The sequence below is a fragment of the Pseudoduganella rivuli genome (genome assembly GCF_009674485.1).
Taxonomy (GTDB): Bacteria; Pseudomonadota; Gammaproteobacteria; order Burkholderiales; family Burkholderiaceae_D; genus Rugamonas; species Rugamonas rivuli_B.
This window is the reverse complement of record NZ_WKJJ01000005.1, coordinates 26,191-47,185: the sequence shown is the minus strand read 5'-3', so window position 1 is coordinate 47,185 and position 20,995 is coordinate 26,191. Positions and strand designations below refer to the sequence as shown.

At 60.6% G+C, this 20,995-nt stretch carries 19 protein-coding genes and 10 tRNA genes; 6 read left to right on the top strand and 23 right to left on the bottom strand.

Annotated features, from left to right (window positions below; all coding sequences use genetic code 11):
- Positions 1–21: 21 nt before the first annotated feature.
- Entirely contained in the window at positions 22–1,866 is a 1,845-nt protein-coding gene (locus tag GJ700_RS09165; protein WP_154372913.1) for a DUF4214 domain-containing protein, read from the top strand.
- 69 nt (positions 1,867–1,935) lie between these two features.
- On the opposite strand, the gene GJ700_RS09160 is transcribed toward GJ700_RS09165, so the two are convergent.
- The 22 genes from GJ700_RS09160 to apbC form a co-directional block, all read right to left on the bottom strand.
- A complete protein-coding gene (locus GJ700_RS09160) occupies positions 1,936–2,511 on the bottom strand; it encodes an elongation factor P (RefSeq protein WP_154372911.1) in 576 nt (191 codons plus the stop codon).
- A 132-nt stretch (positions 2,512–2,643) separates the two neighbouring features.
- Positions 2,644–3,798, bottom strand: coding sequence for an elongation factor P maturation arginine rhamnosyltransferase EarP (gene earP, locus GJ700_RS09155; RefSeq protein WP_154372908.1), 1,155 nt, complete (start codon positions 3,796–3,798; stop codon positions 2,644–2,646).
- 65 nt (positions 3,799–3,863) lie between these two features.
- Positions 3,864–3,939 (bottom strand) — tRNA-Glu (locus tag GJ700_RS09150).
- Between the two features lie 62 nt (positions 3,940–4,001).
- A tRNA-Glu gene (locus tag GJ700_RS09145) sits at positions 4,002–4,077 on the bottom strand.
- Between the two features lie 58 nt (positions 4,078–4,135).
- A complete protein-coding gene (locus GJ700_RS09140; protein WP_154372905.1) occupies positions 4,136–4,477 on the bottom strand; it encodes a cytochrome C oxidase subunit IV family protein in 342 nt (113 codons plus the stop codon).
- 8 nt (positions 4,478–4,485) lie between these two features.
- Positions 4,486–5,166 carry a heme-copper oxidase subunit III family protein gene (locus GJ700_RS09135; protein ID WP_154372903.1) on the bottom strand — a complete coding sequence of 227 codons (681 nt, stop codon included), beginning with the start codon at positions 5,164–5,166 and terminating at the stop codon, positions 4,486–4,488.
- Between the two features lie 11 nt (positions 5,167–5,177).
- Complete coding sequence (locus tag GJ700_RS09130; protein ID WP_154372901.1) at positions 5,178–5,831, bottom strand: cytochrome c oxidase subunit 3; 654 nt, start codon at positions 5,829–5,831, stop codon at positions 5,178–5,180.
- Positions 5,828–7,615 (bottom strand): cytochrome c oxidase subunit I, encoded by a 1,788-nt coding sequence (locus GJ700_RS09125; protein ID WP_154372899.1) that lies wholly within the window; start codon positions 7,613–7,615, stop codon positions 5,828–5,830. The genes GJ700_RS09130 and GJ700_RS09125 overlap by 4 nt, the downstream gene beginning before the upstream one ends.
- An 11-nt stretch (positions 7,616–7,626) precedes the next feature.
- Positions 7,627–8,784, bottom strand: coding sequence for a cytochrome c oxidase subunit II (locus GJ700_RS09120; RefSeq protein ID WP_195763851.1), 1,158 nt, complete (start codon positions 8,782–8,784; stop codon positions 7,627–7,629).
- Between the two features lie 121 nt (positions 8,785–8,905).
- Positions 8,906–9,397 (bottom strand): hypothetical protein, encoded by a 492-nt coding sequence (locus GJ700_RS09115; RefSeq protein WP_154372895.1) that lies wholly within the window; start codon positions 9,395–9,397, stop codon positions 8,906–8,908.
- Between the two features lie 175 nt (positions 9,398–9,572).
- Positions 9,573–9,648 (bottom strand) — tRNA-Glu (locus GJ700_RS09110).
- 34 nt (positions 9,649–9,682) lie between these two features.
- A tRNA-Ala gene (locus tag GJ700_RS09105) sits at positions 9,683–9,758 on the bottom strand.
- A gap of 30 nt (positions 9,759–9,788) precedes the next feature.
- A tRNA-Glu gene (locus tag GJ700_RS09100) sits at positions 9,789–9,864 on the bottom strand.
- Between the two features lie 34 nt (positions 9,865–9,898).
- A tRNA-Ala gene (locus tag GJ700_RS09095) sits at positions 9,899–9,974 on the bottom strand.
- Between the two features lie 50 nt (positions 9,975–10,024).
- A tRNA-Glu gene (locus tag GJ700_RS09090) sits at positions 10,025–10,100 on the bottom strand.
- A gap of 36 nt (positions 10,101–10,136) precedes the next feature.
- Positions 10,137–10,212: transfer RNA gene (locus GJ700_RS09085), tRNA-Ala, on the bottom strand.
- Between the two features lie 103 nt (positions 10,213–10,315).
- Positions 10,316–10,391 (bottom strand) — tRNA-Glu (locus GJ700_RS09080).
- A 47-nt stretch (positions 10,392–10,438) separates the two neighbouring features.
- A tRNA-Ala gene (locus tag GJ700_RS09075) sits at positions 10,439–10,514 on the bottom strand.
- 73 nt (positions 10,515–10,587) lie between these two features.
- Complete coding sequence (gltX, locus tag GJ700_RS09070; RefSeq protein ID WP_154372893.1) at positions 10,588–11,991, bottom strand: glutamate--tRNA ligase; 1,404 nt, start codon at positions 11,989–11,991, stop codon at positions 10,588–10,590.
- 97 nt (positions 11,992–12,088) lie between these two features.
- A complete protein-coding gene (locus GJ700_RS09065) occupies positions 12,089–12,712 on the bottom strand; it encodes a DUF2799 domain-containing protein (protein ID WP_154372891.1) in 624 nt (207 codons plus the stop codon).
- A 108-nt stretch (positions 12,713–12,820) separates the two neighbouring features.
- A complete protein-coding gene (locus tag GJ700_RS09060; RefSeq protein ID WP_154372888.1) occupies positions 12,821–13,219 on the bottom strand; it encodes a DUF4399 domain-containing protein in 399 nt (132 codons plus the stop codon).
- A 44-nt stretch (positions 13,220–13,263) separates the two neighbouring features.
- Entirely contained in the window at positions 13,264–14,352 is a 1,089-nt protein-coding gene (gene apbC, locus GJ700_RS09055; protein WP_154372885.1) for an iron-sulfur cluster carrier protein ApbC, read from the bottom strand.
- A 134-nt stretch (positions 14,353–14,486) separates the two neighbouring features.
- Here apbC and metG point away from each other — a divergent pair, with 134 nt between their 5' ends.
- Together metG and GJ700_RS09045 are read left to right on the top strand one after the other, a co-directional pair.
- Entirely contained in the window at positions 14,487–16,658 is a 2,172-nt protein-coding gene (metG, locus tag GJ700_RS09050) for a methionine--tRNA ligase (RefSeq protein WP_154372883.1), read from the top strand.
- The gene (locus GJ700_RS09045) at positions 16,658–17,137 is read left to right on the top strand and encodes a GNAT family N-acetyltransferase (RefSeq protein WP_154372881.1); all 480 of its coding nucleotides are present in this window, start codon (positions 16,658–16,660) and stop codon (positions 17,135–17,137) included. Before metG ends, GJ700_RS09045 begins: the two co-directional genes overlap by 1 nt.
- 288 nt (positions 17,138–17,425) lie before the next feature.
- Here GJ700_RS09045 and GJ700_RS09040 read toward each other — a convergent pair whose 3' ends face one another.
- Positions 17,426–18,328, bottom strand: coding sequence for a DMT family transporter (locus GJ700_RS09040; protein ID WP_154372879.1), 903 nt, complete (start codon positions 18,326–18,328; stop codon positions 17,426–17,428).
- 408 nt (positions 18,329–18,736) lie between these two features.
- Here GJ700_RS09040 and GJ700_RS09035 point away from each other — a divergent pair, with 408 nt between their 5' ends.
- From GJ700_RS09035 to GJ700_RS09025, 3 genes are all read left to right on the top strand, one after another.
- Complete coding sequence (locus GJ700_RS09035) at positions 18,737–19,759, top strand: porin (RefSeq protein WP_154372877.1); 1,023 nt, start codon at positions 18,737–18,739, stop codon at positions 19,757–19,759.
- Between the two features lie 95 nt (positions 19,760–19,854).
- Positions 19,855–20,064, top strand: a complete 210-nt coding sequence (locus tag GJ700_RS09030; RefSeq protein ID WP_154372875.1) for a DUF3460 family protein — start codon at positions 19,855–19,857, stop codon at positions 20,062–20,064.
- A gap of 15 nt (positions 20,065–20,079) precedes the next feature.
- Positions 20,080–20,994, top strand: coding sequence for a segregation and condensation protein A (locus GJ700_RS09025; RefSeq protein WP_154372873.1), 915 nt, complete (start codon positions 20,080–20,082; stop codon positions 20,992–20,994).
- Position 20,995: the final 1 nt, after the last annotated feature.

The following is a 20,995-nucleotide window of genomic DNA, read 5'->3' as shown; positions in this document are numbered from 1 at the left end:
TAAGACACTTTTCTTACGATAATGCAAGCTAACACATCAACTATCATCCAAAGCAGCGTTACCGCCTCCGATATCGGCCCCCGCCAATCCGGCAACGGCCGCTATGCCGCCTTCACGACCAATCAGAACCTGCTGGGTTCCGACAGTAACCTGGCCACCGACGTCTATGTCCGCGACTTACAGTCCGGCACGATTTCGCTGGCATCTTCCGCCACCGGCAGCACCGCGCCCCTGACCGGCGCCTCATCCGGCGCCGCCCTCAGCGCCGATGGCCAGACCATTGCCTTCCAATATGCGAATGGCAGTGCGCTGGTCGACATCATGGTCAAGAACATGACGACCGGGACGCTGACCAATGCCTCGACCAACAGCAGCGGCGCGGACGCCAATGGCCACAGCTACAACGCCGAGATTTCCGCCAACGGCCGCTATGTCGCCTACCTCAGCAAGGCAACCAACCTGGTGGCCACGGATACCAATGGCCACGATGACGTATTCGTCAAAGATTTGCAAACGGGTTCCGTGCGGAACATCTCCACCACGGCGGCCGGCGTGCAGGCCGATGCCGACAGCAAGGAAATCGCCATTTCATCCGACGGGCGGCTGGTGGCGTTCACCAGCTATGCCGGCAACCTGGTCGCCAACGACAGCAGCAATGCGGATATTTTCGTCAAGGATACGGTGACCGGCGGCCTGCAACGGGTCAGCACGGATTCTTCCGGCAACGCTTCCAACGGCAACAGCGACCACGCGGCGTTTTCCGCCAACGGCCGCTACGTGGTCTTCGCCAGCCAGGGCAGCAACCTGGTGCAGAGCGACACCAACGGCACGCGCGACATCTTCCGCAAGGATTTGCTGACCGGCGAAACCGTGCGCGCTTCCGTCACGGCCGATGGAGCGCAAGTCGTCGGCGATGCCAGCGATGCGTCGATTTCCGCCGATGGCCGTTACATCGTATTTTCCAGCACGGGCCGCTTCACGGCGGGCGACGCGGATGGCAAAACCGATATCTTTATCAAGGATATGCAAACAGGCGCCGTGTCGCGCCTGTCGCAAAGCGGCGCCGCCGATGACTACAATTACCTGGAAGGCGGCGCGCTGGCCAACGACAACCTCAGCGTGCTGTACACCAATTACAAATACGCGCCCGGCAATGCCGCCGACGTACGCAACCTCGTGAAAGTCCAGGTCGGCAGCGGCTTTGGCGATACGACAGGCCAGACCATCAATGGCACTGCCGGCGCCGACACCGTCAATGCCAACCAGGGCGCCGACCGCATCACAGGCCTGGGCGGCAATGACGTCATCGATGGCGGCGGTGGCGTCGATACCGCTGTCTACCAGGGCGCGCGCGCCAATTACACGGTCGCCTCCGGCGCCGGCGGCCTGACCATCACGGACAACACGGGCGCCGATGGCGTGGACGTGCTGGCCAACGTGGAGCGCCTGCACTTCGCCAATGCCGATGTGGCGTACGACGTCTATGGCAATGCCGGCGTCGCCTACCGTCTGTACCAGGCAGCCTTCGACCGCACGCCGGACGCGGCCGGGCTCGGTTACTGGATCAAGCAAATGGATAACGGCACCGACCGCTTCGATGTGGCGCGCTGGTTCCTGGCCGGTGCGGAAGCGCAATCCGTCTATGGCGCCAACCCCACCAACGCCACCGCGCTGAACCTGTTCTACAACCACGTGCTGCACCGTAGCGCGGATGCGGCCGGGTTCAATTACTGGCTCAATATCCTGGACACAGGCGTGGCATCGCAATCGGCCGTGCTGGCCAGCTTCGCGGAAAGTGCGGAAAACCAGGCGGCGCTGATCGGGGTCATGCAGAACGGCATGGCGTTCACGGCGTGGGCAGGTTGAGGCCTTGATACCGTAGGGACAAAAAAAACGCTGCAAAATTTGCAGCGTTTTTTTCCAGGTCAGCGTAAATTAGTTACGCACGACTTTCTTGTACTCGTTGGTACGGGTGTCGATCTCGATCACGTCGTCCTGGCTTACGAACAGCGGAACCTGGATGGTGAAGGCTTTGGCTTCGATCGCGTTTTCGATCTTGGCTTCTTTCAGCACGTTGCCCGAGGTGTTGCCTTTGACAGCTGGCTCGGAGTAAACGATCTTACGGGCGATGGTGGTTGGCAGTTCCACGGAGATTGCTTTGCCATCGTAGAACACGGCTTCGCATTCCATACCGTCTTTCAGGTAGTTGATGGCTTCGCCCATGTTTTCTTCTTCGATTTCGTACTGGTTGTACTCTTCATCCATGAAGACGTACAGTGGGTCGGCGAAGTACGAGTAGGTCACTGGCTTCTTGTCCAGGACCACAACGTCGAACTTGTCGTCACCGCGGAAGACGTTCTCCATCGGAGCGTTCGTCAGCAGGTTTTTCATCTTCCATTTGTAGGTGAAGCCCGTGCGGCTCGAACCGTTGACGTCGGAACGCAGAACGATGAAGGGCTTGGCGTCAACCATGATGATGTTGCCAACACGAATTTCTTTTGCGGGTTTCATAGCGAATTTACTTAAAAAGTAGGTTGCGTAAAAATCATCTGCGCCTGTTGGCTCACGCCGTCAGCCCAGGTTTGATCGGAAAAAATACGTTGCAGAGTAACCGCGCATTATGCCGGTTTTTTCAGTGAGCGTCTACCGCAGCGACGCGGCGAACCGCAGCAGGTTGGCAGCCAGGTCGCCGTGCGCCAGCATTTGCTGCTCCCATGCGGCAGCGCTCGCCGCCAGCGTTGGCAAGGCGGCATGCAAGCGCTGCCACAAGTCCGGCCAGCCGCCCTGCTGTTCCGGCGCCGCAGCACCATTCCAGCACAGCGAGAAATCGCCCAGCGCAGCATCGACGGCGGCGGCCGCATAGCGTTGCAGGAATGCCCGCAATTTCTTGTGGTGCAAGTTTTCATCTTGCGCATAGATATGCCAGACGAAGGGCTTGCCCGCCCACTGCGCCCGTACCCACGAGTCTTCGCCACGGACGAAGTTCAGGTCGCAGGCCCACAACAGGCGGTCGTAATCGGGCTGCGGAATAAACGGCAGCACCCGCACGGTCAGCGCGCCGCGCGTGGCCACATCGCCTGCCCTGGCCGGGTGGCCGAAGAACGCTTGCACGGCGTCCGCGGCAACGCCTTCCGGCACCAGGCAGGCCACTGGCTGTGCGCCGTGCTGCCAAGCCTGCATCAACGCCGCCGCCGGCGCATACGGATAGCAAAACAGCGACACCAGCATGGCTTGCTGTTCCTGCTGCGTCACGCCCAGCCGCGACAGGAATGCGCCACGGGCCGCGCCGTCATGCTGAAATGCGTGGCGCTCGATGGCCAGTCCGGTTTCGCGCAACAAGCCACCGGTCTTGCCGGTAAAGCCGGGGAAATAAAAATGTTTGGTTAACGGCAAGCGCGGATGCGACGACGGCAAGGTATGACATCCCTCGACCCACTCTTCCGCCGTCAAGCCTTCCAGGTTCAGCCACACAGGGCGGGGTTCGCACGCCGCCATGGCTTCGATATACGCGGGCGGGATGTCGCAGCCAAAAAATTCAATGACGATATCGGCAATGTCGGCCGGCGCGTACGCCGCATCCTGCGTCTGCCAGTGGCGCACCGTGACGCCGTCGACGGTTTGCACACCGGCCGCCACGTCGACCGGAGGGCAAATGCGGCGGAAGCTGGCCAGGTCATCCACCCACAGCGTGACGGCCACGCCGTGCTCCGCCGTCAGTTGCCGCGCCAGGCGCCAGCATATGCCGATGTCGCCATAGTTATCGATGACTTTGCAAAAGATGGCGAGCGTGGTGGACATGGCAATACCTCAAAAGAAAAAAGCCGCACTGGGCGGCTTTTACTCTCAGCCCATGCGGGCTTGTCTGGCGTCCCCACGGGGATTCGAACCCCGGTACTCACCGTGAAAGGGTGATGTCCTAGGCCTCTAGACGATGGGGACAGAAAATCTGTCGTGGCCTTGAATCACTTACTGCACACTGCGCTCAGCTTGATCAGCTGGTTTGGCGTCCCCACGGGGATTCGAACCCCGGTACTCACCGTGAAAGGGTGATGTCCTAGGCCTCTAGACGATGGGGACGTCGTGAAGCGTGCGCGCATTTTAGCACGCACCGTTGACGAATATCAAGGTTGGAGCCTCAACTGAAAAACGCCATGCGGGTCAGGAACGTGTGATCGCCCTCGATCAGCATCAGCGCCACCAGCACCAGCAAGGCCAGCGGCGGCACGATGATGGTATAGATCAGCGTCAGCCGCTCCCATTTCAAATGCATGAAGAAAGCCACGATCAAGCCGGCCTTCAACATCATCAGCACGAGGATCAGGGTCCAGCGCAAATAGCTTTGCACGTGGAAGTAATCGACCAGGTAAGACAAGGTGCTGAGCACAAACAGCCAGCCCCAGATCTTGAAGTAAATGCCGATCGGGTGCTGTGTGTGTCCCGCCTCATGCCCCGATGCGGCGGCGGTCCCGTTGGACATGGCGCCTCCTACCACAGATAAAACAATGCAAAGATGAACACCCAGACCAGGTCGACGAAGTGCCAGTACAAACCGGCAATTTCGACGATGTCGTATTTGCCGCCGCTGCTACCATGGGCGCCATTCGCGCCGTGGTCATAGCGTCCCGCCGCCAGGCGGCGCGCCACGATCAGCAGGTAAATCACGCCGGCCGACACGTGCATGCCGTGGAATCCCGTGATCATGAAAAAGCAGGAACCGAATTGCGCCGCCCCCATGGGATTGGCCCACGGCCGCACGCCTTCGTGGATCAGCTTGCTCCACTCAAACGCTTGCATGCATACAAACATTGCACCAAACAGCGCCGTCACCATCATCAGCCGTGCCGCCACCTGACGGTTGCCCCGGTACGCGAAATTCACCGCCATCGCCATCGTGCCGCTGCTGGTGATCAGCACGAAGGTCATGATGGCGATCAGGATCAGCGGCAACGTATGGCCCGCGATCGTCAATGCGAACACTTCGCTGGGATTCGGCCACGCCTGCGTCGCCCCCAGCCGCACCGTCATGTAGCCCGTCAGGAAACTGCCGAATATAAAAGTGTCGCTGAGCAGGAATATCCACATCATCAGCTTGCCCCACGGGACGTGGTACGCCTCGCGGTCCGCCGACAAATCGTTGACGATCCCACCCCAGCCTTGCGTTTCCATGGCGGCCTCCGTTACCTCGGCTGCGGCGGCCGGAGGCCGACGCCTTCACACACGACTTGCACGAATTCCGGCGTCACCCAGAACAGCAGCGCAAACAACACCAGCCACAAGCCCAGCAGGTAATGCCAGTACTGCGCACACAGCGCAATGCTGCCCGCCAGCCGGTAGCGCGCCAGCCCGCCCATGGCTTCCCCGCCCCGCAACAGCGCCCTGCCCGCCAGCACGGCGGCCAGCAAGCCGCCGATGACGTGCAAACCGTGCAGCCCCGTCAACATGAAAAAGAAACTGTCGGCGGGATTGCCGTCGACCCGGTATTGCATGGCGATCATCGCTTGCCACGCCCACCACTGCACACCCAGGAAGGCCACCGACAATACGCATCCCGCCACGCCGGCGCGCCGCCCGTCCGCCTGGTGCGCGCGGCGCCGCGCCACTTCCCACGCGACACACGCCGACACCAGCAATGCCGTACTGAGCCATAGCTGCCACGGGACGTAGCGCAGCGGCTGCCAGTCCGCCATCGCCATCCGCATCACGTACGCGGCGCCAAACAGCATGAACAGCGACGTGATCACGCCGAGGAAGACCCACAAGCCCGCGCGCCGCGCCGTATACGTGGCGCCGGGCAGCGCGGCCGTGCCGGCCGGATGGACGAAGGTGTTCATGCGGGCTTCCCTTCATTGAGTCCGGGCGCCAACCCCGGATGCGCGGCGTGATCGCCGCCGCCATCGTCCGGCCCCGTGGTTTGCGGCAGGTAATCCGTGTCGGCGCCCGGATGGCCGTAGTCATAGGCGCCCCGGTACACGACCGGCAGTTCCGGCCCCCAGTTGCCGTGCACGGGCGGCGTCTGCGGCGTCCACCATTCCAGGCTGGCCGCGCGCCAAGGGTTACCGCCCGCCGGTTGGCCGCGGAACGTGCTGTAGATGAAGTTGAATACAAACACCAGTTGCACCACGCCCACGATGAGCGCGGCGATGGTAATGAATTCATTCATCACTTGCGCCGACGGCGGAATGAAACTGTAATTCTCGTAGGCGTAATAACGGCGCGGCATGCCGAGGATGCCCAGGTAATGCATGGGGAAGAAAATCGCATAGGCGCCGATGAACGTGACCCAGAAATGCAGCTTGCCCAGTGCTTCGTTATACATGCGCCCGCTCATTTTCGGGAACCAGTGGTACAGGCCGCCAAACACCGCCAGCACCGGCGACACGCCCATCACCATATGGAAGTGCGCCACCACGAAATACGTGTTCGATAGCGGAATATCGACGCTGACATTGCCGAGGAACAGGCCCGTGACGCCGCCCAGCACGAAGGTGCTGATGAAGCCCAGCGCGAACAGCATGGGCACCGTCAGGTGGATATCGCCGCGCCACAAGGTCAGGGTCCAGTTATAGACTTTCAGCGCCGTCGGCACGGCGATGATCAGGGTGGTGGTGGCGAAGAAGAAGCCGAACCATGGGTGCATGCCGCTGACGTACATGTGGTGGGCCCAGACCACAAAGCTCAGCCCGCCAATCATGACGATGGCCCACACCATCATGCGGTAGCCAAAGATGCACTTGCGCGCATGCACGCTGACGAGATCGGAAATGATGCCGAACGCGGGCAAGGCCACGATATACACTTCCGGGTGGCCGAAGAACCAGAACAGGTGCTGGAACAGCAGCGGACTGCCGCCTTTGTGGTCCAGGTGCTGCCCCATCGACACCACGGCCGGCATGAAGAAGCTGGAACCGAGCGCCTTATCGAACAGCATCATGACGCCGCTGACGAACAGCGCGGGGAAGGCCAGCAGCGCGAGGATGGTGGCGATGAAGATGCCCCACACCGTCAGCGGCATGCGCATCAACGTCATGCCGCGTGTGCGCGCCTGCAATACCGTCGTCACGTAATTGAGGCCGCCCATGGTGGCCGCCGCGATGAACACGACCAGCGACACCAGCATGACGACGATGCCCCAGTCGACCCCGGGCGTGCCGGGCAAGATCGCTTGCGGCGGATACAGGGTCCAGCCCGCGCCGGTCGGCCCGCCCGGCACAAAGAAACTGCCCATCAGGATCAGCACGGACGCCAGGTAAAACCAGTAACTGAGCATGTTCAGGAACGGGAACACCATATCGCGCGCGCCCACCATCAGCGGAATCAAATAATTGCCGAAACCGCCGAGGAATAACGCTGTCAGCAGGTACACCACCATGATCATGCCGTGCATGGTGATGAACTGGTAATAGCGCTGCGCGTCGATGAAGGCGAATTTGCCCGGGTAGCCCAGTTGCAGGCGCATCAGGTCGGACAGCACCAGCGCCACCAGGCCGACAAAGATGGCCGTGATCGTGTATTGCACGGCAATGACCTTGTGGTCCTGGCTCCACACATATTTCGTGACCCAGCTTTGCGGCCCATGATCGAGTCCATGAGCGTGTTCGTGTCCGTCGTCCGCCATCGCCGCCTCCCCTACTTCAAGGTCTTGATGTAGCCCACCAGCGCCGCCAGCTCCGTCTCCGACAACGGTTGCTGCGGCATCACGGGCGGATAGCCCTTGACGATGCTGGCCTTGGGATCGGCAATCGCCTGCTTCAGGTAAGCGTCGTCCGCCACCACGCTGCTGCCGTTGTCCAGTGCTTCATTCTTGCCGTACAACCCTTTCCACGTCGGCCCCACGCCGGGCGCGCCATCGGCGGAGTGGCAAGCCACGCAGCCGCGCGCCTGCGCCAGCAATTTGCCTTGTGTAGCGATATCGGCACCGGCGGTCGCACCCGCGTCCCCGCCCGCGCCCACCGCGCCGGCCCCGGCGCCGGCCGCACCGGCCGCCGCGGACACGCCGGCTTTTTTCGCGGCAAACGTCGGTTGCCCCGCCAGCCACGCGGCATAAGCCGGCGGCTCATCGACGATGACCCAGCTGCGCATGTTCGCGTGCCCAACGCCGCACAGTTGCGCGCACAGCACTTCGAATTTGCCGGTCCTGGTGGGCGTGAACCAGAACGACGTCACCATGCCCGGCACCATGTTCATGCGGGTGCGGAATTGCGGCACATAAAAGTCATGCAGCACGTCCTGCGAACGCAGCATGACCTTCACGGCGCGGCCAACGGGGATATGGATTTCCTGGCTTTCCACCAGCACGTCGTCCTGCCCGTTCGGGTCCTGGTCGCTGAGGCCGAACGGGTTGTCCGGCGAGATGTGGCTGACATCGGTTTTGCCCAGCTTGCCGTCGCGGCCCGGCAAGCGGTAATGCCACTGCCATTGCTGCCCCATGACTTCGAATTGCATGGCGTCCGTCGGCGCGTTGATGAGCTTTGCGTACACATCGAGCCCCGGCGCCAGCATGACGGCGATGCCCAGGCTGGTGACGCCGATCAGCCACCATTCGAGTTTTTTATTGTGGCTCTCGCGCGACGCGCGCAAACCGTCGCGGTGGCGGAATTTGATGACGGCGTAGGCGACGAACAGGTTGATGATGATGAAGATGGCGGCCGTGATGTAGAGCGTCAGCATCAGCGCGTCATCCATTTGCTGCCAGTTGGATGCAAGCGGCGTCAGCCACCAGGGACTGGCAAAGTGGAACGCCACCGTGCCGATGACAATCAGGATCAATGCAAGCGCCATACGCAGCCCCCGCCAGTCAGATGCTTCGCTCTGAAAGGAGTGCCGCCTGGGCGCGAACGTAACGCTGCGCTTGATCCGGCAACTCCCCCGGCCCTACTTGAAAGCCCAACGAACCACTACTGCGGTGCTACGGATTTTCCATCCTGCGATAGATATAGGCGCATGACATGCCGAAGATCACATGCCCGATGGCGGTCTGCCAGCCGCGCAATTCGGCAAACCACGAGAAGGCGCCAACCATGCCGTAGAAGTTCAGCACGTACAGCACCAGCCCGAACACGGCGCCCGTGAACAGCACCATCGGCGTCGACGAATCGAGCTGGAATGGCGCGATGATGGCGGCCAGCATGATGCCGAAGGCGATGCCGAGGATGTAGTGCACGGCCAGCGCGGCCACCACGACGCCGAGGCTGTAGCCGGTCGATTGCAGCACGTCCCAGCCCATGACCATGGCCGCGATCATGCGGGTGGCGAGCCACGGGTCGCCCTTGGCGATGAATGCGGTCCATGCCAGCTCCAGGACCATGAGGATACCGCCGGCGCCAAAGCCGGCGACCGCTGCCGCCGCCCAATCCGGCTGGCGTGCAACCCAGCGATGCGAGTGCATGTGCAGTTCCATGACCGTCTCCCGGTATGTCCGGCAACTTCGAATGGTTACCATGGACGTCGTTCAGTTTAGGTCAGATTCGTCAACATGCAATCGCAACAAGATTGACTGGTGCAACGGGCCAACGGGGAACTTTTTGAGAAATCACAGGCGAAAAAAAACCGCCTCGGTGGCGGTAGCTTTTCTGTGGCGTCCCCACGGGGATTCGAACCCCGGTACTCACCGTGAAAGGGTGATGTCCTAGGCCTCTAGACGATGGGGACCGCGGACTTTCCGATACAACGTATTCTGCGCTGTTGGTGGAGGTAAGCGGGATCGAACCGCTGACCTCTTGCATGCCATGCAAGCGCTCTCCCAGCTGAGCTATACCCCCCGGGCGCAGAACTGACTACTACGGTAAAACTGGCGTCCCCACGGGGATTCGAACCCCGGTACTCACCGTGAAAGGGTGATGTCCTAGGCCTCTAGACGATGGGGACCTTGAACTTTCCGATACAACATATCCTGCGCTGTTGGTGGAGGTAAGCGGGATCGAACCGCTGACCTCTTGCATGCCATGCAAGCGCTCTCCCAGCTGAGCTATACCCCCTCTGGCGCAGAACTTTTACTACGACTACATTTACTGCCACTACAAAATCTTGGCGTCCCCACGGGGATTCGAACCCCGGTACTCACCGTGAAAGGGTGATGTCCTAGGCCTCTAGACGATGGGGACCCGGACGGTACTGCGTTACTGCCTTGTCTGCGCTGTTGGTGGAGGTAAGCGGGATCGAACCGCTGACCTCTTGCATGCCATGCAAGCGCTCTCCCAGCTGAGCTATACCCCCGCTGGCGCAGACAAAATAAAAGCCGCCCAGGGCGACTTCGTTACCACTGATGCATTTTCCCGGTAAAACCGGAAGCAAAACAACCAGTACAACAATGCCACTTTGGCGTCCCCACGGGGATTCGAACCCCGGTACTCACCGTGAAAGGGTGATGTCCTAGGCCTCTAGACGATGGGGACCCTGGAACAACTTATTTGCTACATTTACTGCTATTTTCTTCTCAAACTGGTGGAGGTAAGCGGGATCGAACCGCTGACCTCTTGCATGCCATGCAAGCGCTCTCCCAGCTGAGCTATACCCCCGTTTGCGAAGAAGACAGGAGTATAGCAGACGATCCCGAGAATGCAAATACCTGTATGCAATCTTGGAAAAAAGTTACAGGAATTTTGCTACGCGGGCCGCCACAGTGTCGCGTCCAAACAATTGCAGCACGGCATCGATGGCCGGCGTCTGCAATTGACCGGCCACGGCCAGGCGCAGCGGCATCGCCAGTTGCGGCATTTTCAGGCCGTGCGCCGCCAGCACTTCCTTGATCATGGCGGCAATTGCTTCCTTGGTCCATTCCACGGTGGCAATGCGCTCCGCGAACGCGGCCAGCGCCGGCTTGACGGCATCCGTCACATGCTGAGCCACCAGCGCCGCGTCCGGCTGCGGTGCGCGATAGAACAGCATGGCGGCGTCCGCCAGTTCGTTGGTCGTGTTGGTGCGGTCTTTCAGCAGCGCCAGCACCACCGGCAAGTCCGGCGCGCCATCGAACACGGCGCCCGCCTCGGCCATGCGCGGCTTCACCAGTTCCGCCAGGCGGGCGTTGTCGGCCTGCTTGATCCAGTGGTTGTTCAGCCAGGCCAGCTTTTCATTGTTGAACTGGGCCGGCGACGCCGTCAGGCTTTCCAGGTTGAACCACTCGGCGAACTGCTCCATCGAGAAGATTTCATCGTCGCCGTGGCTCCAGCCCAGGCGCGCCAGGTAATTCAGCATGGCTTCCGGCAGGAAGCCTTGCGCCGGATATTCCATCACGCTGACGGCGCCATGGCGCTTCGACAGTTTCTGGCCATCCGGCCCCAGGATCATCGGCAGGTGGCCGTATTCCGGCAGCTTGGCGCCGATCGCGCGCAGGATGTTGATCTGGCGTGGCGTGTTGTTGACGTGGTCGTCGCCGCGCAGCACGTGCGTGATCCGCATATCCCAGTCGTCGACCGCCACGCAGAAGTTATACGTCGGCGTGCCGTCCGGACGGGCAATCACCAGGTCGTCCAGTTCCTTGTTGGCGATGGTGATGGTGCCTTTCACCACGTCGTTCCACGTGACTTCGCCATCGAGCGGATTCTTGAAACGCACCACCGGCTTGCGGTCGGCCGGTACGGGCGGCAGCACTTTGCCCTCTTCCGGACGCCAGGTGCCGTCGTAGCGGGGCTTTTCACCGGCCGCCGTGGCGCGGTCGCGCATGGCCTGCACTTCTTCCGGCGACGAATAGCAGTGGTACGCGGTGCCGTCATTCAGCATCTGCGCCACGACTTCGCGGTAGCGGTCCATGCGCTGCATCTGGTAGAACGGGCCTTCGTCATGCTCCAGGCCCAGCCATTTCATGCCGTCCAGGATGGCTTGCACGGCTTCCGGCGTCGAACGTTCCAGGTCCGTGTCTTCGATGCGCAGCACGAAGGTGCCGCCGAAATGGCGTGCATACGCCCACGAATACAGGGCGGTACGGGCGCCGCCGAGGTGAAGAAAGCCGGTCGGGCTGGGAGCGAAGCGGGTGCGAACGGGAGTTGCGGTGGTCATGAATGGGGTCAGTGCGAAAGGATAAAGGTGCTATTTTAGGCGATGTCACCGCGCGCGTGGGAGTGCGCGGGCGCATGTAGCCATGCGCCCGGCGGCATCAATACAGGTGGTCCAGCGTGTATTCGGCCGAGCGCAAGTCGTCGCGCGCGCGGCCCGTGTTGCGGTCCAGCTCATGCAATTCCTGCCGCAACTGGCGGCGGCGGTCTTCGAATTCCTTGCGGATACGCTTGCGGTCGTCGTCCTTGTCCGCGGCTTTCAATTGCTTGTCTTCGTCGTGGTCGGCATCGCGCAGGCGGCGCTGCAGGCGCTCGCTGCGCCCGCCCAGTTCGCTGACCCGGCCGCGCAAATCGTAGACGGCGCGGGCCGCCTGGTGCCGCCGGCGGAATTCGATGTCCACCATCGGCGGACAGACCCCTGCATAGCTGGCGCCGCTCAAGCCCAGTGGCACGGCATTGTCGAGCCGACAGAAATTCTGCAAGCCCTGCTCCCTGCCGGCCATGTATTGCACGGTATCGACCCGCGCACCGGCCTTGGCGCAATCGCCGGACCGCTCGCTCAGCAGCGACACGGGCTCGCCCTTCAAGCCGTCGCGCAAGCCGATATCGCGCCAGTTCGCCACCTTGCACTCATCGGGCGACATGGTTTCGCAGCCGCTCAGGGCCGCCAAGGCGGCAGCGGCCAGCAGCAAGACGGTCCACCTTCCACAACGGCGCTGGGTCATACGGCCTCGCTGGTAAATTGAACAACCCTCAGCTTGCCACCGAGCACCGAGACCGGCAATGCATGCCGCCTCCCGGCTGACGCTAAAACAACAGCGCCGTCGCGAAGTTTATTTAACCGTGACGTTGATGGTCTTGCTGAGCGGTGCGCCGTACGACTGGTGCGCGCCGTTGGCGAACTGCATGGTCAGCTTGTACTGGCCCGGTGGCAGCTTCAACTCAGCTTCGGTCTGGCCCTTGCCGAAGTGCATGTGCTTTTCATCGAAGGGAATCGATTCGCCCGCTTTCAGGCTGTCGCCATTGATGATCAGGTGATGGTGGCCCGTGTTGGCGGCCATGTCGCCGGCAGGCTTCACGTCCATGCCGGTCACGTTGAACTTGACCTTGAACGGGCTGGTGACGGTGGCGCCGTCCGCCGGTTCGGCGAACGACACGGATTGGGCGGACGCGCCGGCAGCGGCCAGCGTCATCAGGGAAGCCAGCGCTGCGGTCATCAAAGTGCGTTTCATGCTGTTTTCTCCTAAGGATTAACAAAACAGCATTATGCACCTGATCAATCGTTTTTGATCACAATGGACGGGAACTTGCTGGTCATGTCTTTCGCTTTTTCCGCCACCTTGATCGCGACCTTGCGGGCGATCTCTTTATAGATGCCGGCCGTCGCGCCATCCGGATCGGCCACCACGGTCGGCTTGCCGGAATCGGTCTGCTCGCGGATCGCCAGTTGCAGCGGCAGCGCGCCCAGGTAATCGACGCCGAAGTCGCCACACATTTTCGCGCCGCCGCCCTGGCCGAAGATATGTTCCTGGTGGCCGCAATTGCTGCAAATATGCAGGCTCATGTTTTCCACCACGCCGAGGATGGGAATCCCGACTTTTTCAAACATTTTCAAGCCTTTGCGGGCGTCCAGCAGCGCGATGTCCTGTGGCGTGGTGACGATCACGGCGCCCGTGACCGGCACTTTCTGCGACAAGGTCAGCTGGATATCGCCGGTGCCCGGCGGCATGTCGACCACCAGGTAATCCAGGTCGCGCCAGTTGGTTTGTTCCAGCAATTGCTGCAGCGCCTGCGTCACCATCGGGCCGCGCCACACCATCGGCTCGTCCGGATCGATCAGGAAACCGATCGACGACACTTGCACGCCGTGGTTTTCCAACGGTTCCATGGTCTTGCCATCTTTGGTTTCCGGACGGCCGGACACGCCCAGCATCATCGGCTGCGACGGGCCGTAGATGTCGGCGTCGAGAATGCCGACAGAGACGCCCTCGGCCGCCAGCGCCAGCGCCAGGTTCACGGCCGTGGTGGATTTGCCCACGCCGCCCTTGCCGGACGCCACGGCAATGATGTTTTTCACGTTCGGCATCAGCTTCAGGCCGCGCTGCACCGTGTGCGAAATGATCTTGCTGTATACATTAGCGGACACCCGCCCCGCGCCCGGCAGCGCCTGCACGGCGCCGGTGACCAGTGCGCGGATCGTATCGAACTGGCTCTTTGCCGGATAGCCCAGCTCGATATCGAACGAAACGTCTCCGCCGTCGACTTTCAGGTTGCGCACGGTCTTCGAGGCGCAGAAATCCTTGCCGGTATTCGGGTCCACGACTCGGGACAGGGCTGCTTTGACGTCTTCAGTGGTAATGCTCATTAAGTTCTCCGTAAGTCGATGCGGAAGTCTAGCGCAAAATAGCGCCTGTATGTCCCCACGAATAGCCGCCATGGTGCGCACCGACGCCCAGCACTGGTAAAATGGCCGTTTTTCCACCAACAAAGCGCATTACTATGACCCGCAAGCTGTTCGTCACTACTGCCCTGCCTTACGCAAACGCTGCCTTCCACATCGGCCACATGATGGAATACATCCAGGCCGACATCTGGGTCCGTTTCCAGCGAATGCAGCGCGAAGGCAATGGCTTGCGCGAAGTGCATTTTGTCGGCGCGGACGATACGCACGGCACGCCAATCATGATTGCCGCCGAGAAAGAAGGCATCACGCCGCAGGAATTCGTGGCGAAAATCGCCGCCGGCCGCGCGCAATACCTGGACGGCTTCCATATCGCCTTCGATAACTGGTATTCGACGGATTCGCCGGAAAACGTGGAGTTGTCGCAAGGCATCTACCGCAAGCTGCGCGATGCCGGCCTGATCCAGACGAAAACCGTCGACCGCTTCTACGATCCTGTCAAAGGCATGTTCCTGGCCGACCGCAACATCAAGGGTGAATGCCCGAAATGCGGCGCCAAGGACCAGTATGGCGACAATTGCGAAGTGTGCGGCGCCGCCTACCAGCCGACCGAACTGGTGAACCCGTTCTCCGTATTCACCAACGCCACGCCGGTGCTGAAACCGTCCGAACAGTATTTCTTCAAGCTGTCCGATCCGCGCTGCTACACCTTCCTGCGCGACTGGCTGAACACGCCGGGCCGTTTGCAGCCTGAAATGGTCAACAAGGTGTCGGAATGGCTGGGCGAAGCCGGTGAAAAGCTGGCGGACTGGGATATTTCCCGCGACGCGCCCTACTTCGGCATCCCGATTCCCGATGCGCCGGGCAAGTATTTCTACGTGTGGCTGGACGCGCCGGTCGGCTACCTGGCCAGCCTGAAGAATTACTGCGGCAAACAAGGCATCGATTACGATGCGCTGCTGGCCGATCCGGGCACGGAACAGATCCACTTCATCGGCAAGGACATCGTGTCGTTCCACCTGCTGTTCTGGCCGGCCATGCTGCAATTCGCCGGCCACCCGACCATCGAGCGCATGAAAGTCGCCGTGCACGGCCACCTGACCGTGAACAATGAAAAGATGTCGAAATCGCGCGGCACCGGCATTTCGCCGCTGCGCTACCTGAACCTGGGCATGAACCCGGAATGGCTGCGCTACTACATCGCCTTCAAGCTGAATTCCCGCGTCGAAGACCTGGACTTCACGGGCGAAGACTTCGTGGCCCGCGTGAACTCGGACTTGATTGGCAAATACGTCAACATTGCCAGCCGCTGCGCCGGTTTCATTGCAAAGAAATTCGACGGCAAACTGGCGGCCAGTCTGTCCGACAGCGCCATGGCGTGGATCAAGCGCGCGCTGACCACGGAAAACGGCGCGGAGCGCCAGGCCAATATCGGCGCCAACTTCGACCAGCGCGAATTCGGCAAGGCCCTGCGTGAAATCATGGAAGTGGCCGACATCATCAACCAGTACGTCGATGAAAACAAACCATGGGTGCTGGCCAAGGACGACAGCAAGACGGCGGAACTGCACGAAGTGTGCACCACCGCGCTGATCCTGTTCCGCCAATTGACGGTGCTGCTGTCGCCGGTACTGCCGGGTGTCGCCGCCAACGTGGCGAAATTCCTCAACGACGAGCGCTACACGTGGGCCGATACGGAACTGTCGACCGGCGCCGTGTATCAATCGATGCTGGGCCGCACGATCGGCGCCTATACGCATTTGATGACGCGTGTGGATGCCAAGATGATTGAAGATTTGTTCGACGCGCAAAACCAGATTGCCGCCGCCGGCACCGCGCCTGCCGTCAAAGCTGAAAAGCCGGCCAAAGCGGAAAAACCTGCGCCATTGGCCCCATTGGCGCCGAATGACGGTATCGAGCCATTGGACGCGGAAATCAAGATTGACGATTTCATGAAAGTCGATTTGCGCATCGCAAAAATCGTCAATTGCGAACACGTGGAAGGCTCCGATAAATTGTTGCGCCTGACATTGGATGCCGGCGAAAACCGTCACCGCAATGTTTTCTCCGGCATTAAATCCATGTACCAGCCGGAAGATTTGATTGGAAAATTAACGGTGCTGGTAGCCAACCTGGCGCCACGTAAAATGAAATTCGGTATTTCCGAAGGCATGGTGATGGCCGCATCGGCCGCCGATGAAGGCAAGAACCCGGGTATTTATATCCTGAATCCATGGCCGGGTGCTGAACCAGGTATGCGTATCCGTTAATGAATATCGTCGTTCGGCAAGCCACGGATGACGATGCCAGATTAATTGCCGAGCTCACGCGTGCAGCGTGGGCCGGTAAAGTCAGCGTCACATCCAGTGGTCACCGGGAAACCGCCGTTCGCGTCTCGCAGCATTTGCGGGACGGCGGCGGTTTTATTTTATTGGTCGACGATATGCCCGCCGGCTCGATCCGCTGGCTGCCATTGGACGGCGAAACGGATGTATGGGAAATCCTGCGCATGGGTGTCTTACCCGCCTACCGTGGGATGAATATCTCGCAGCATTTGATTGAAGCGGTGATCCACCACGGACTGGAAACCAGCGTCAGTGAATTGCGGCTGGCCGTGCGCAGTGATCAGCCCAAGCTGATCGACTTTTATATGGCCTTTGAATTCGAATTGGCGGAAGCGCTGGAATATACGCACGCCAATCCCCTGGAACCGGCGCCGTTTGTCATGCGGCGGCTGCTCCGCTCATAATCGCCCAGCCCTTTAAAACGTCAGGATTACTTCAACTTTGGGTTTTAAAGGGTCGATCGGCTTATCCTGGCATCCCGCCGCCAATACCGCCACGGCGGCCAGCGCTATCCATAATCGGCGCATGGCATTCTCCTTCACGGCTACCCCAGCATAACAAACCCCGCATCGACGCAGCGCACGCCTGCGCCATGGTTTTCGCCGCTTTTATGCCACATTCTGGCTTAATCACGCCAATTTCTGGCATAAAAAGGCCGAAACGCCGCCGTTTCCACGACCATCCAGGGAAAATCAGCCGCGACGCGACGACACGACGATACCGCCGACTATCAGCAAAAAGGCGGCGCCATGGTAAAGGTGAGGTAAATCGCCGAGAAACGCCGACGATAACAGGGCGGCAAACAATGGCGTCAGATTACTGAAAAATGCCGCCACGCTGGGACCGGCCCGTTCCACCCCCGCGCCCCAGCAACGGAATGCAATCACGGCCGGGCCGATGGCCACATAAATTAAGGCGGCGATTAATGGCCAGCCCCAGCTGATATGCTGTGGCGCCACCAGCCATTCCCCGCCGGCAAACAAACCGGACCATGCGGCGCCAAATGCCACTTGCGCCAATAAGAAACTCGCCCAGTTTTTTCGCAGCGATGCAGGCTCGGAAGAGCGCGTCAACAGCCAGCTATATAACGACCACGCTATCGTGGCCAATATCATGAACATATCGCCGGCCACCAGCCGCAATTCCAGCAAGTGATTTAATTCGCCGCGCGCCAGCACCAGTAAAACACCGCTGATGGAAAATACCGCGCCCAATACCTGGCGGCGCGAAATCGTTGCACCGAAAAACATCCAGCCTGTTAACATCATCCAGACCGGCATACCGGCGGCCACCAGCGTGACATTAATTGGCGTGGAACTTTGCAAGGCCAGGTATTGCAACGCGTTATACATGCCAATACCTAATAAACCCAGCATGGCAAAACGGCGCCAGTGCTGCCATAAACCACTGTCGCGTCGAAATACCGGCCCGGCCAACGGCAGCAGGATAACCAGGGCAATCGCCCAGCGCAGGAAATTCAGCGTAATCGGCGGCACCAGGTCGTGCACCATGCGCCCGACAATGGCATTACCGGCCCACAGCAATGGCGCCAGGGTCAGGAACAGTATCGTGGTGGGATTCAGGGAAGGATTCATGCGCAATGATTCTACGCATTTCAATCAATCCCTGCTGACGGGCAAAAAAATGGCGCCCCCGAAGGAGCGCCCAAGAAAGACAGGCTGAAGATTCCCGTCCTTGGAGAAAGTCAGTGTGTATCAATGAAAGGGCCATCCGCATGCCGCACCACCAGCAATGCTTCGGCGTTCTTTCCGATACCCGCGACCGAAACGAAGAATAAAGGACGGCGCACGTTGAATGATCAGCCTGCGCGTATAGCTGTGCTAGCCCCTGCCATAGCTCAGCGCCGGATGTGGATTGGCGACAACGGCGATCGGCCACAGAGAATCCTCAAACTTGCATTCAAGAATGTCGGGCGTACAATGGACCGCGACCTTGCCGTGTATACAACTTCCAGATTTTAAGATTTCACATAGGGGAAACACATGCAGCGCATTTCTCGCACCGTTGTGCTGGCCGCCATCCTGTCGCCGCTCAGTTCCGCCGCCCTGGCGCAAGCGACCAATGTGCAGGTGTATGGCCTGGTCGACATGTACGTGGGCCGTTCGCAAATGAGCGGCACGCCTTCGACCACCGTGGCCAACAGCGGCGGCATGACGACGTCGTACTGGGGCATCGGCGGCACGGAAAACTTGGGCGGCGGCACCTCCGCCGTGTTTGCCATTGAAGGCTTCATGCGCGCCGACACCGGCGAAGCGGGCCGTACACCCGGCGAAGCCATGCTGACGCGGGCCGCCTATGCGGGCCTGAACGGCGATATGGGCCAGGTCAAGATCGGCCGCCTGCCCTCCCCGCTGTTCCAGTTGACGGGCAATTTGAACCCGTTCGGGTTTTCCACCCGGTTTTCGCCGCTGATGACGCAAATGTGGATTGCCGGCTATGGCGTGGCCATCATGGGCGATTCCGGCTGGAACAATGCGCTGCATTACACGTCGCCCACCTTTGGCGGCGGTTTCAGCGTGGTGGGCCAGGTCAACCTGGGCGAACGCACCGGCACGTCGGCCGGGAACAATTCCATCGCCGTGCTGCGCTATAACACGGAAGCGCTGATGCTGGCGGCGGCGGTGCAGGAAGTCAAAAACGGCTTGAACCAGTCCGCCGCCGCGCCGAGCCAGCGCACCGTGTTTGCAGGCGGCTCCTACGATTTCAAGGTGGCCAAGGTATTTGCCAGCTATGACCGCAACAAGACCGAACTGACGGGCCGCCGCACGCGCATGCTGCATGCGGGCGTTGCAGTGCCGCAGGGCGCGGGCAAGTGGATGGTGGGCTGGGCGCGCGCCAACGAGCGCACCAATGTCAAGGCGCCCTATCACCGCGACACCATCAGCGCCGGCTATGACTACAACCTGTCGGTGCGCACCGACCTGTATGCCATGGGCGTCTACGACAAGATCAGCACGTCCACCAGCGGCACGACCCTGGCCACCGGCATCCGCCACAAGTTTTAAATGCGCACAGTGCAGCTTTTAGATTGCACTCCCCATACCCTTGGTTGCTGCGGCGCGGTAAAATACCTGTTGTACATTTCTTAGCCTCTCACGATATGAAATTCTCCAAACAGTTCAGCATGTACGAGTCGGACCACACCCAGTTCATCAAATCGCTGCGTGCGCAGACGCCAGGCATGGAAGACCGCCAGCGCCAGGGCCGCGCCCTGCTGTGGGACAAGGAACCGACCCCGCTGTCCGAACAGGACCGCATCAAGGCGTCGACTGTTAAACAACAAGCTTACGTTTACCAGAACAAGCTGTAAGCCGGACAGTCAGGCATGTCGCAGCACGGCCAGGCGGACCTCAGCGCCGCCGTCGCCGAAGACGCTCCGGCGCCTGACGCGCCGGGACAGGATGCGGACAATACGGCGGCCGCAGCGGTTGAGGGCGCGGACAGCGCCGGGACTGCCGCGGTTGCTGGTCTAGCGCGCCTGTACGGCGAACCGCTGCTGAAGCTGCCCACGGATTTATATATCCCGCCCGATGCGCTGGAAATCTTCCTGGAAGCATTCGAAGGCCCGCTGGACTTGCTGCTGTACCTGATCCGCAAGCAAAACTTCAACATCCTCGACATCCCGATGGCGCAAGTCACGCTGCAATATTTGCAGTACGTGGACCAGATCCGCCTGTCGAACCTGGAACTGGCGGCGGAATACCTGCTGATGGCGGCCATGCTGATTGAAATTAAGTCGCGCATGCTGTTGCCGCAACGGGCCCCGGAACTGGAAGCGGAACTGGACGATCCCCGCGCGGAACTGGTGCGGTGCCTGCTGGAATACGAGCAAATCAAGCTGGCCGCGTGGGACTTGAACGCGCTGCCGCAAGTGGGCCGCGATTTTGTCCGCACGCAGATTTATGTCGAACAAAGCTTGCAGCCGGTCTTCCCGGACGTGTCGCCGGAAGATTTGCAGGCAGCCTGGGCCGGGTTGATGCGCAAGGCGCGGCTGGTGCAGCACCACAAGATCAGCCGCGAGGAATTGTCGGTGCGGGAGCACATGACGATCATCCTGCGCAAGCTGCAGTCGGCCCGCTTCGTGGAATTCGCCGATTTGTTCGACGTCACGGGAGGGCCTCCCGTCGTCGTGGTGAACTTTGTCGCCATGCTGGAACTGGCAAAAGAAACGCTGATTGAAATTACCCAGGCAGAGCCGTTTGCGCCTATTTATGTACGGCTGGCATATTCGCCCGCCTGAT

What these genes read in the sequence shown, in the direction of transcription:
- GJ700_RS09165 (WP_154372913.1), top strand. Translation starts at nt 22, where the DNA reads ATGCAAGCTAACACATCAACTATCATCCAAAGCAGCGTTACCGCCTCC.
- GJ700_RS09160 (WP_154372911.1), bottom strand. Translation starts at nt 2,511, where the DNA reads ATGAAACCCGCAAAAGAAATTCGTGTTGGCAACATCATCATGGTTGAC.
- earP (WP_154372908.1), bottom strand. Translation starts at nt 3,798, where the DNA reads ATGTCCACCACGCTCGCCATCTTTTGCAAAGTCATCGATAACTATGGC.
- GJ700_RS09140 (WP_154372905.1), bottom strand. Translation starts at nt 4,477, where the DNA reads ATGTCCAACGGGACCGCCGCCGCATCGGGGCATGAGGCGGGACACACA.
- GJ700_RS09135 (WP_154372903.1), bottom strand. Translation starts at nt 5,166, where the DNA reads ATGGAAACGCAAGGCTGGGGTGGGATCGTCAACGATTTGTCGGCGGAC.
- GJ700_RS09130 (WP_154372901.1), bottom strand. Translation starts at nt 5,831, where the DNA reads ATGAACACCTTCGTCCATCCGGCCGGCACGGCCGCGCTGCCCGGCGCC.
- GJ700_RS09125 (WP_154372899.1), bottom strand. Translation starts at nt 7,615, where the DNA reads ATGGCGGACGACGGACACGAACACGCTCATGGACTCGATCATGGGCCG.
- GJ700_RS09115 (WP_154372895.1), bottom strand. Translation starts at nt 9,397, where the DNA reads ATGGAACTGCACATGCACTCGCATCGCTGGGTTGCACGCCAGCCGGAT.
- gltX (WP_154372893.1), bottom strand. Translation starts at nt 11,991, where the DNA reads ATGACCACCGCAACTCCCGTTCGCACCCGCTTCGCTCCCAGCCCGACC.
- GJ700_RS09065 (WP_154372891.1), bottom strand. Translation starts at nt 12,712, where the DNA reads ATGACCCAGCGCCGTTGTGGAAGGTGGACCGTCTTGCTGCTGGCCGCT.
- GJ700_RS09060 (WP_154372888.1), bottom strand. Translation starts at nt 13,219, where the DNA reads ATGAAACGCACTTTGATGACCGCAGCGCTGGCTTCCCTGATGACGCTG.
- apbC (WP_154372885.1), bottom strand. Translation starts at nt 14,352, where the DNA reads ATGAGCATTACCACTGAAGACGTCAAAGCAGCCCTGTCCCGAGTCGTG.
- metG (WP_154372883.1), top strand. Translation starts at nt 14,487, where the DNA reads ATGACCCGCAAGCTGTTCGTCACTACTGCCCTGCCTTACGCAAACGCT.
- GJ700_RS09045 (WP_154372881.1), top strand. Translation starts at nt 16,658, where the DNA reads ATGAATATCGTCGTTCGGCAAGCCACGGATGACGATGCCAGATTAATT.
- GJ700_RS09040 (WP_154372879.1), bottom strand. Translation starts at nt 18,328, where the DNA reads ATGAATCCTTCCCTGAATCCCACCACGATACTGTTCCTGACCCTGGCG.
- GJ700_RS09035 (WP_154372877.1), top strand. Translation starts at nt 18,737, where the DNA reads ATGCAGCGCATTTCTCGCACCGTTGTGCTGGCCGCCATCCTGTCGCCG.
- GJ700_RS09030 (WP_154372875.1), top strand. Translation starts at nt 19,855, where the DNA reads ATGAAATTCTCCAAACAGTTCAGCATGTACGAGTCGGACCACACCCAG.
- GJ700_RS09025 (WP_154372873.1), top strand. Translation starts at nt 20,080, where the DNA reads ATGTCGCAGCACGGCCAGGCGGACCTCAGCGCCGCCGTCGCCGAAGAC.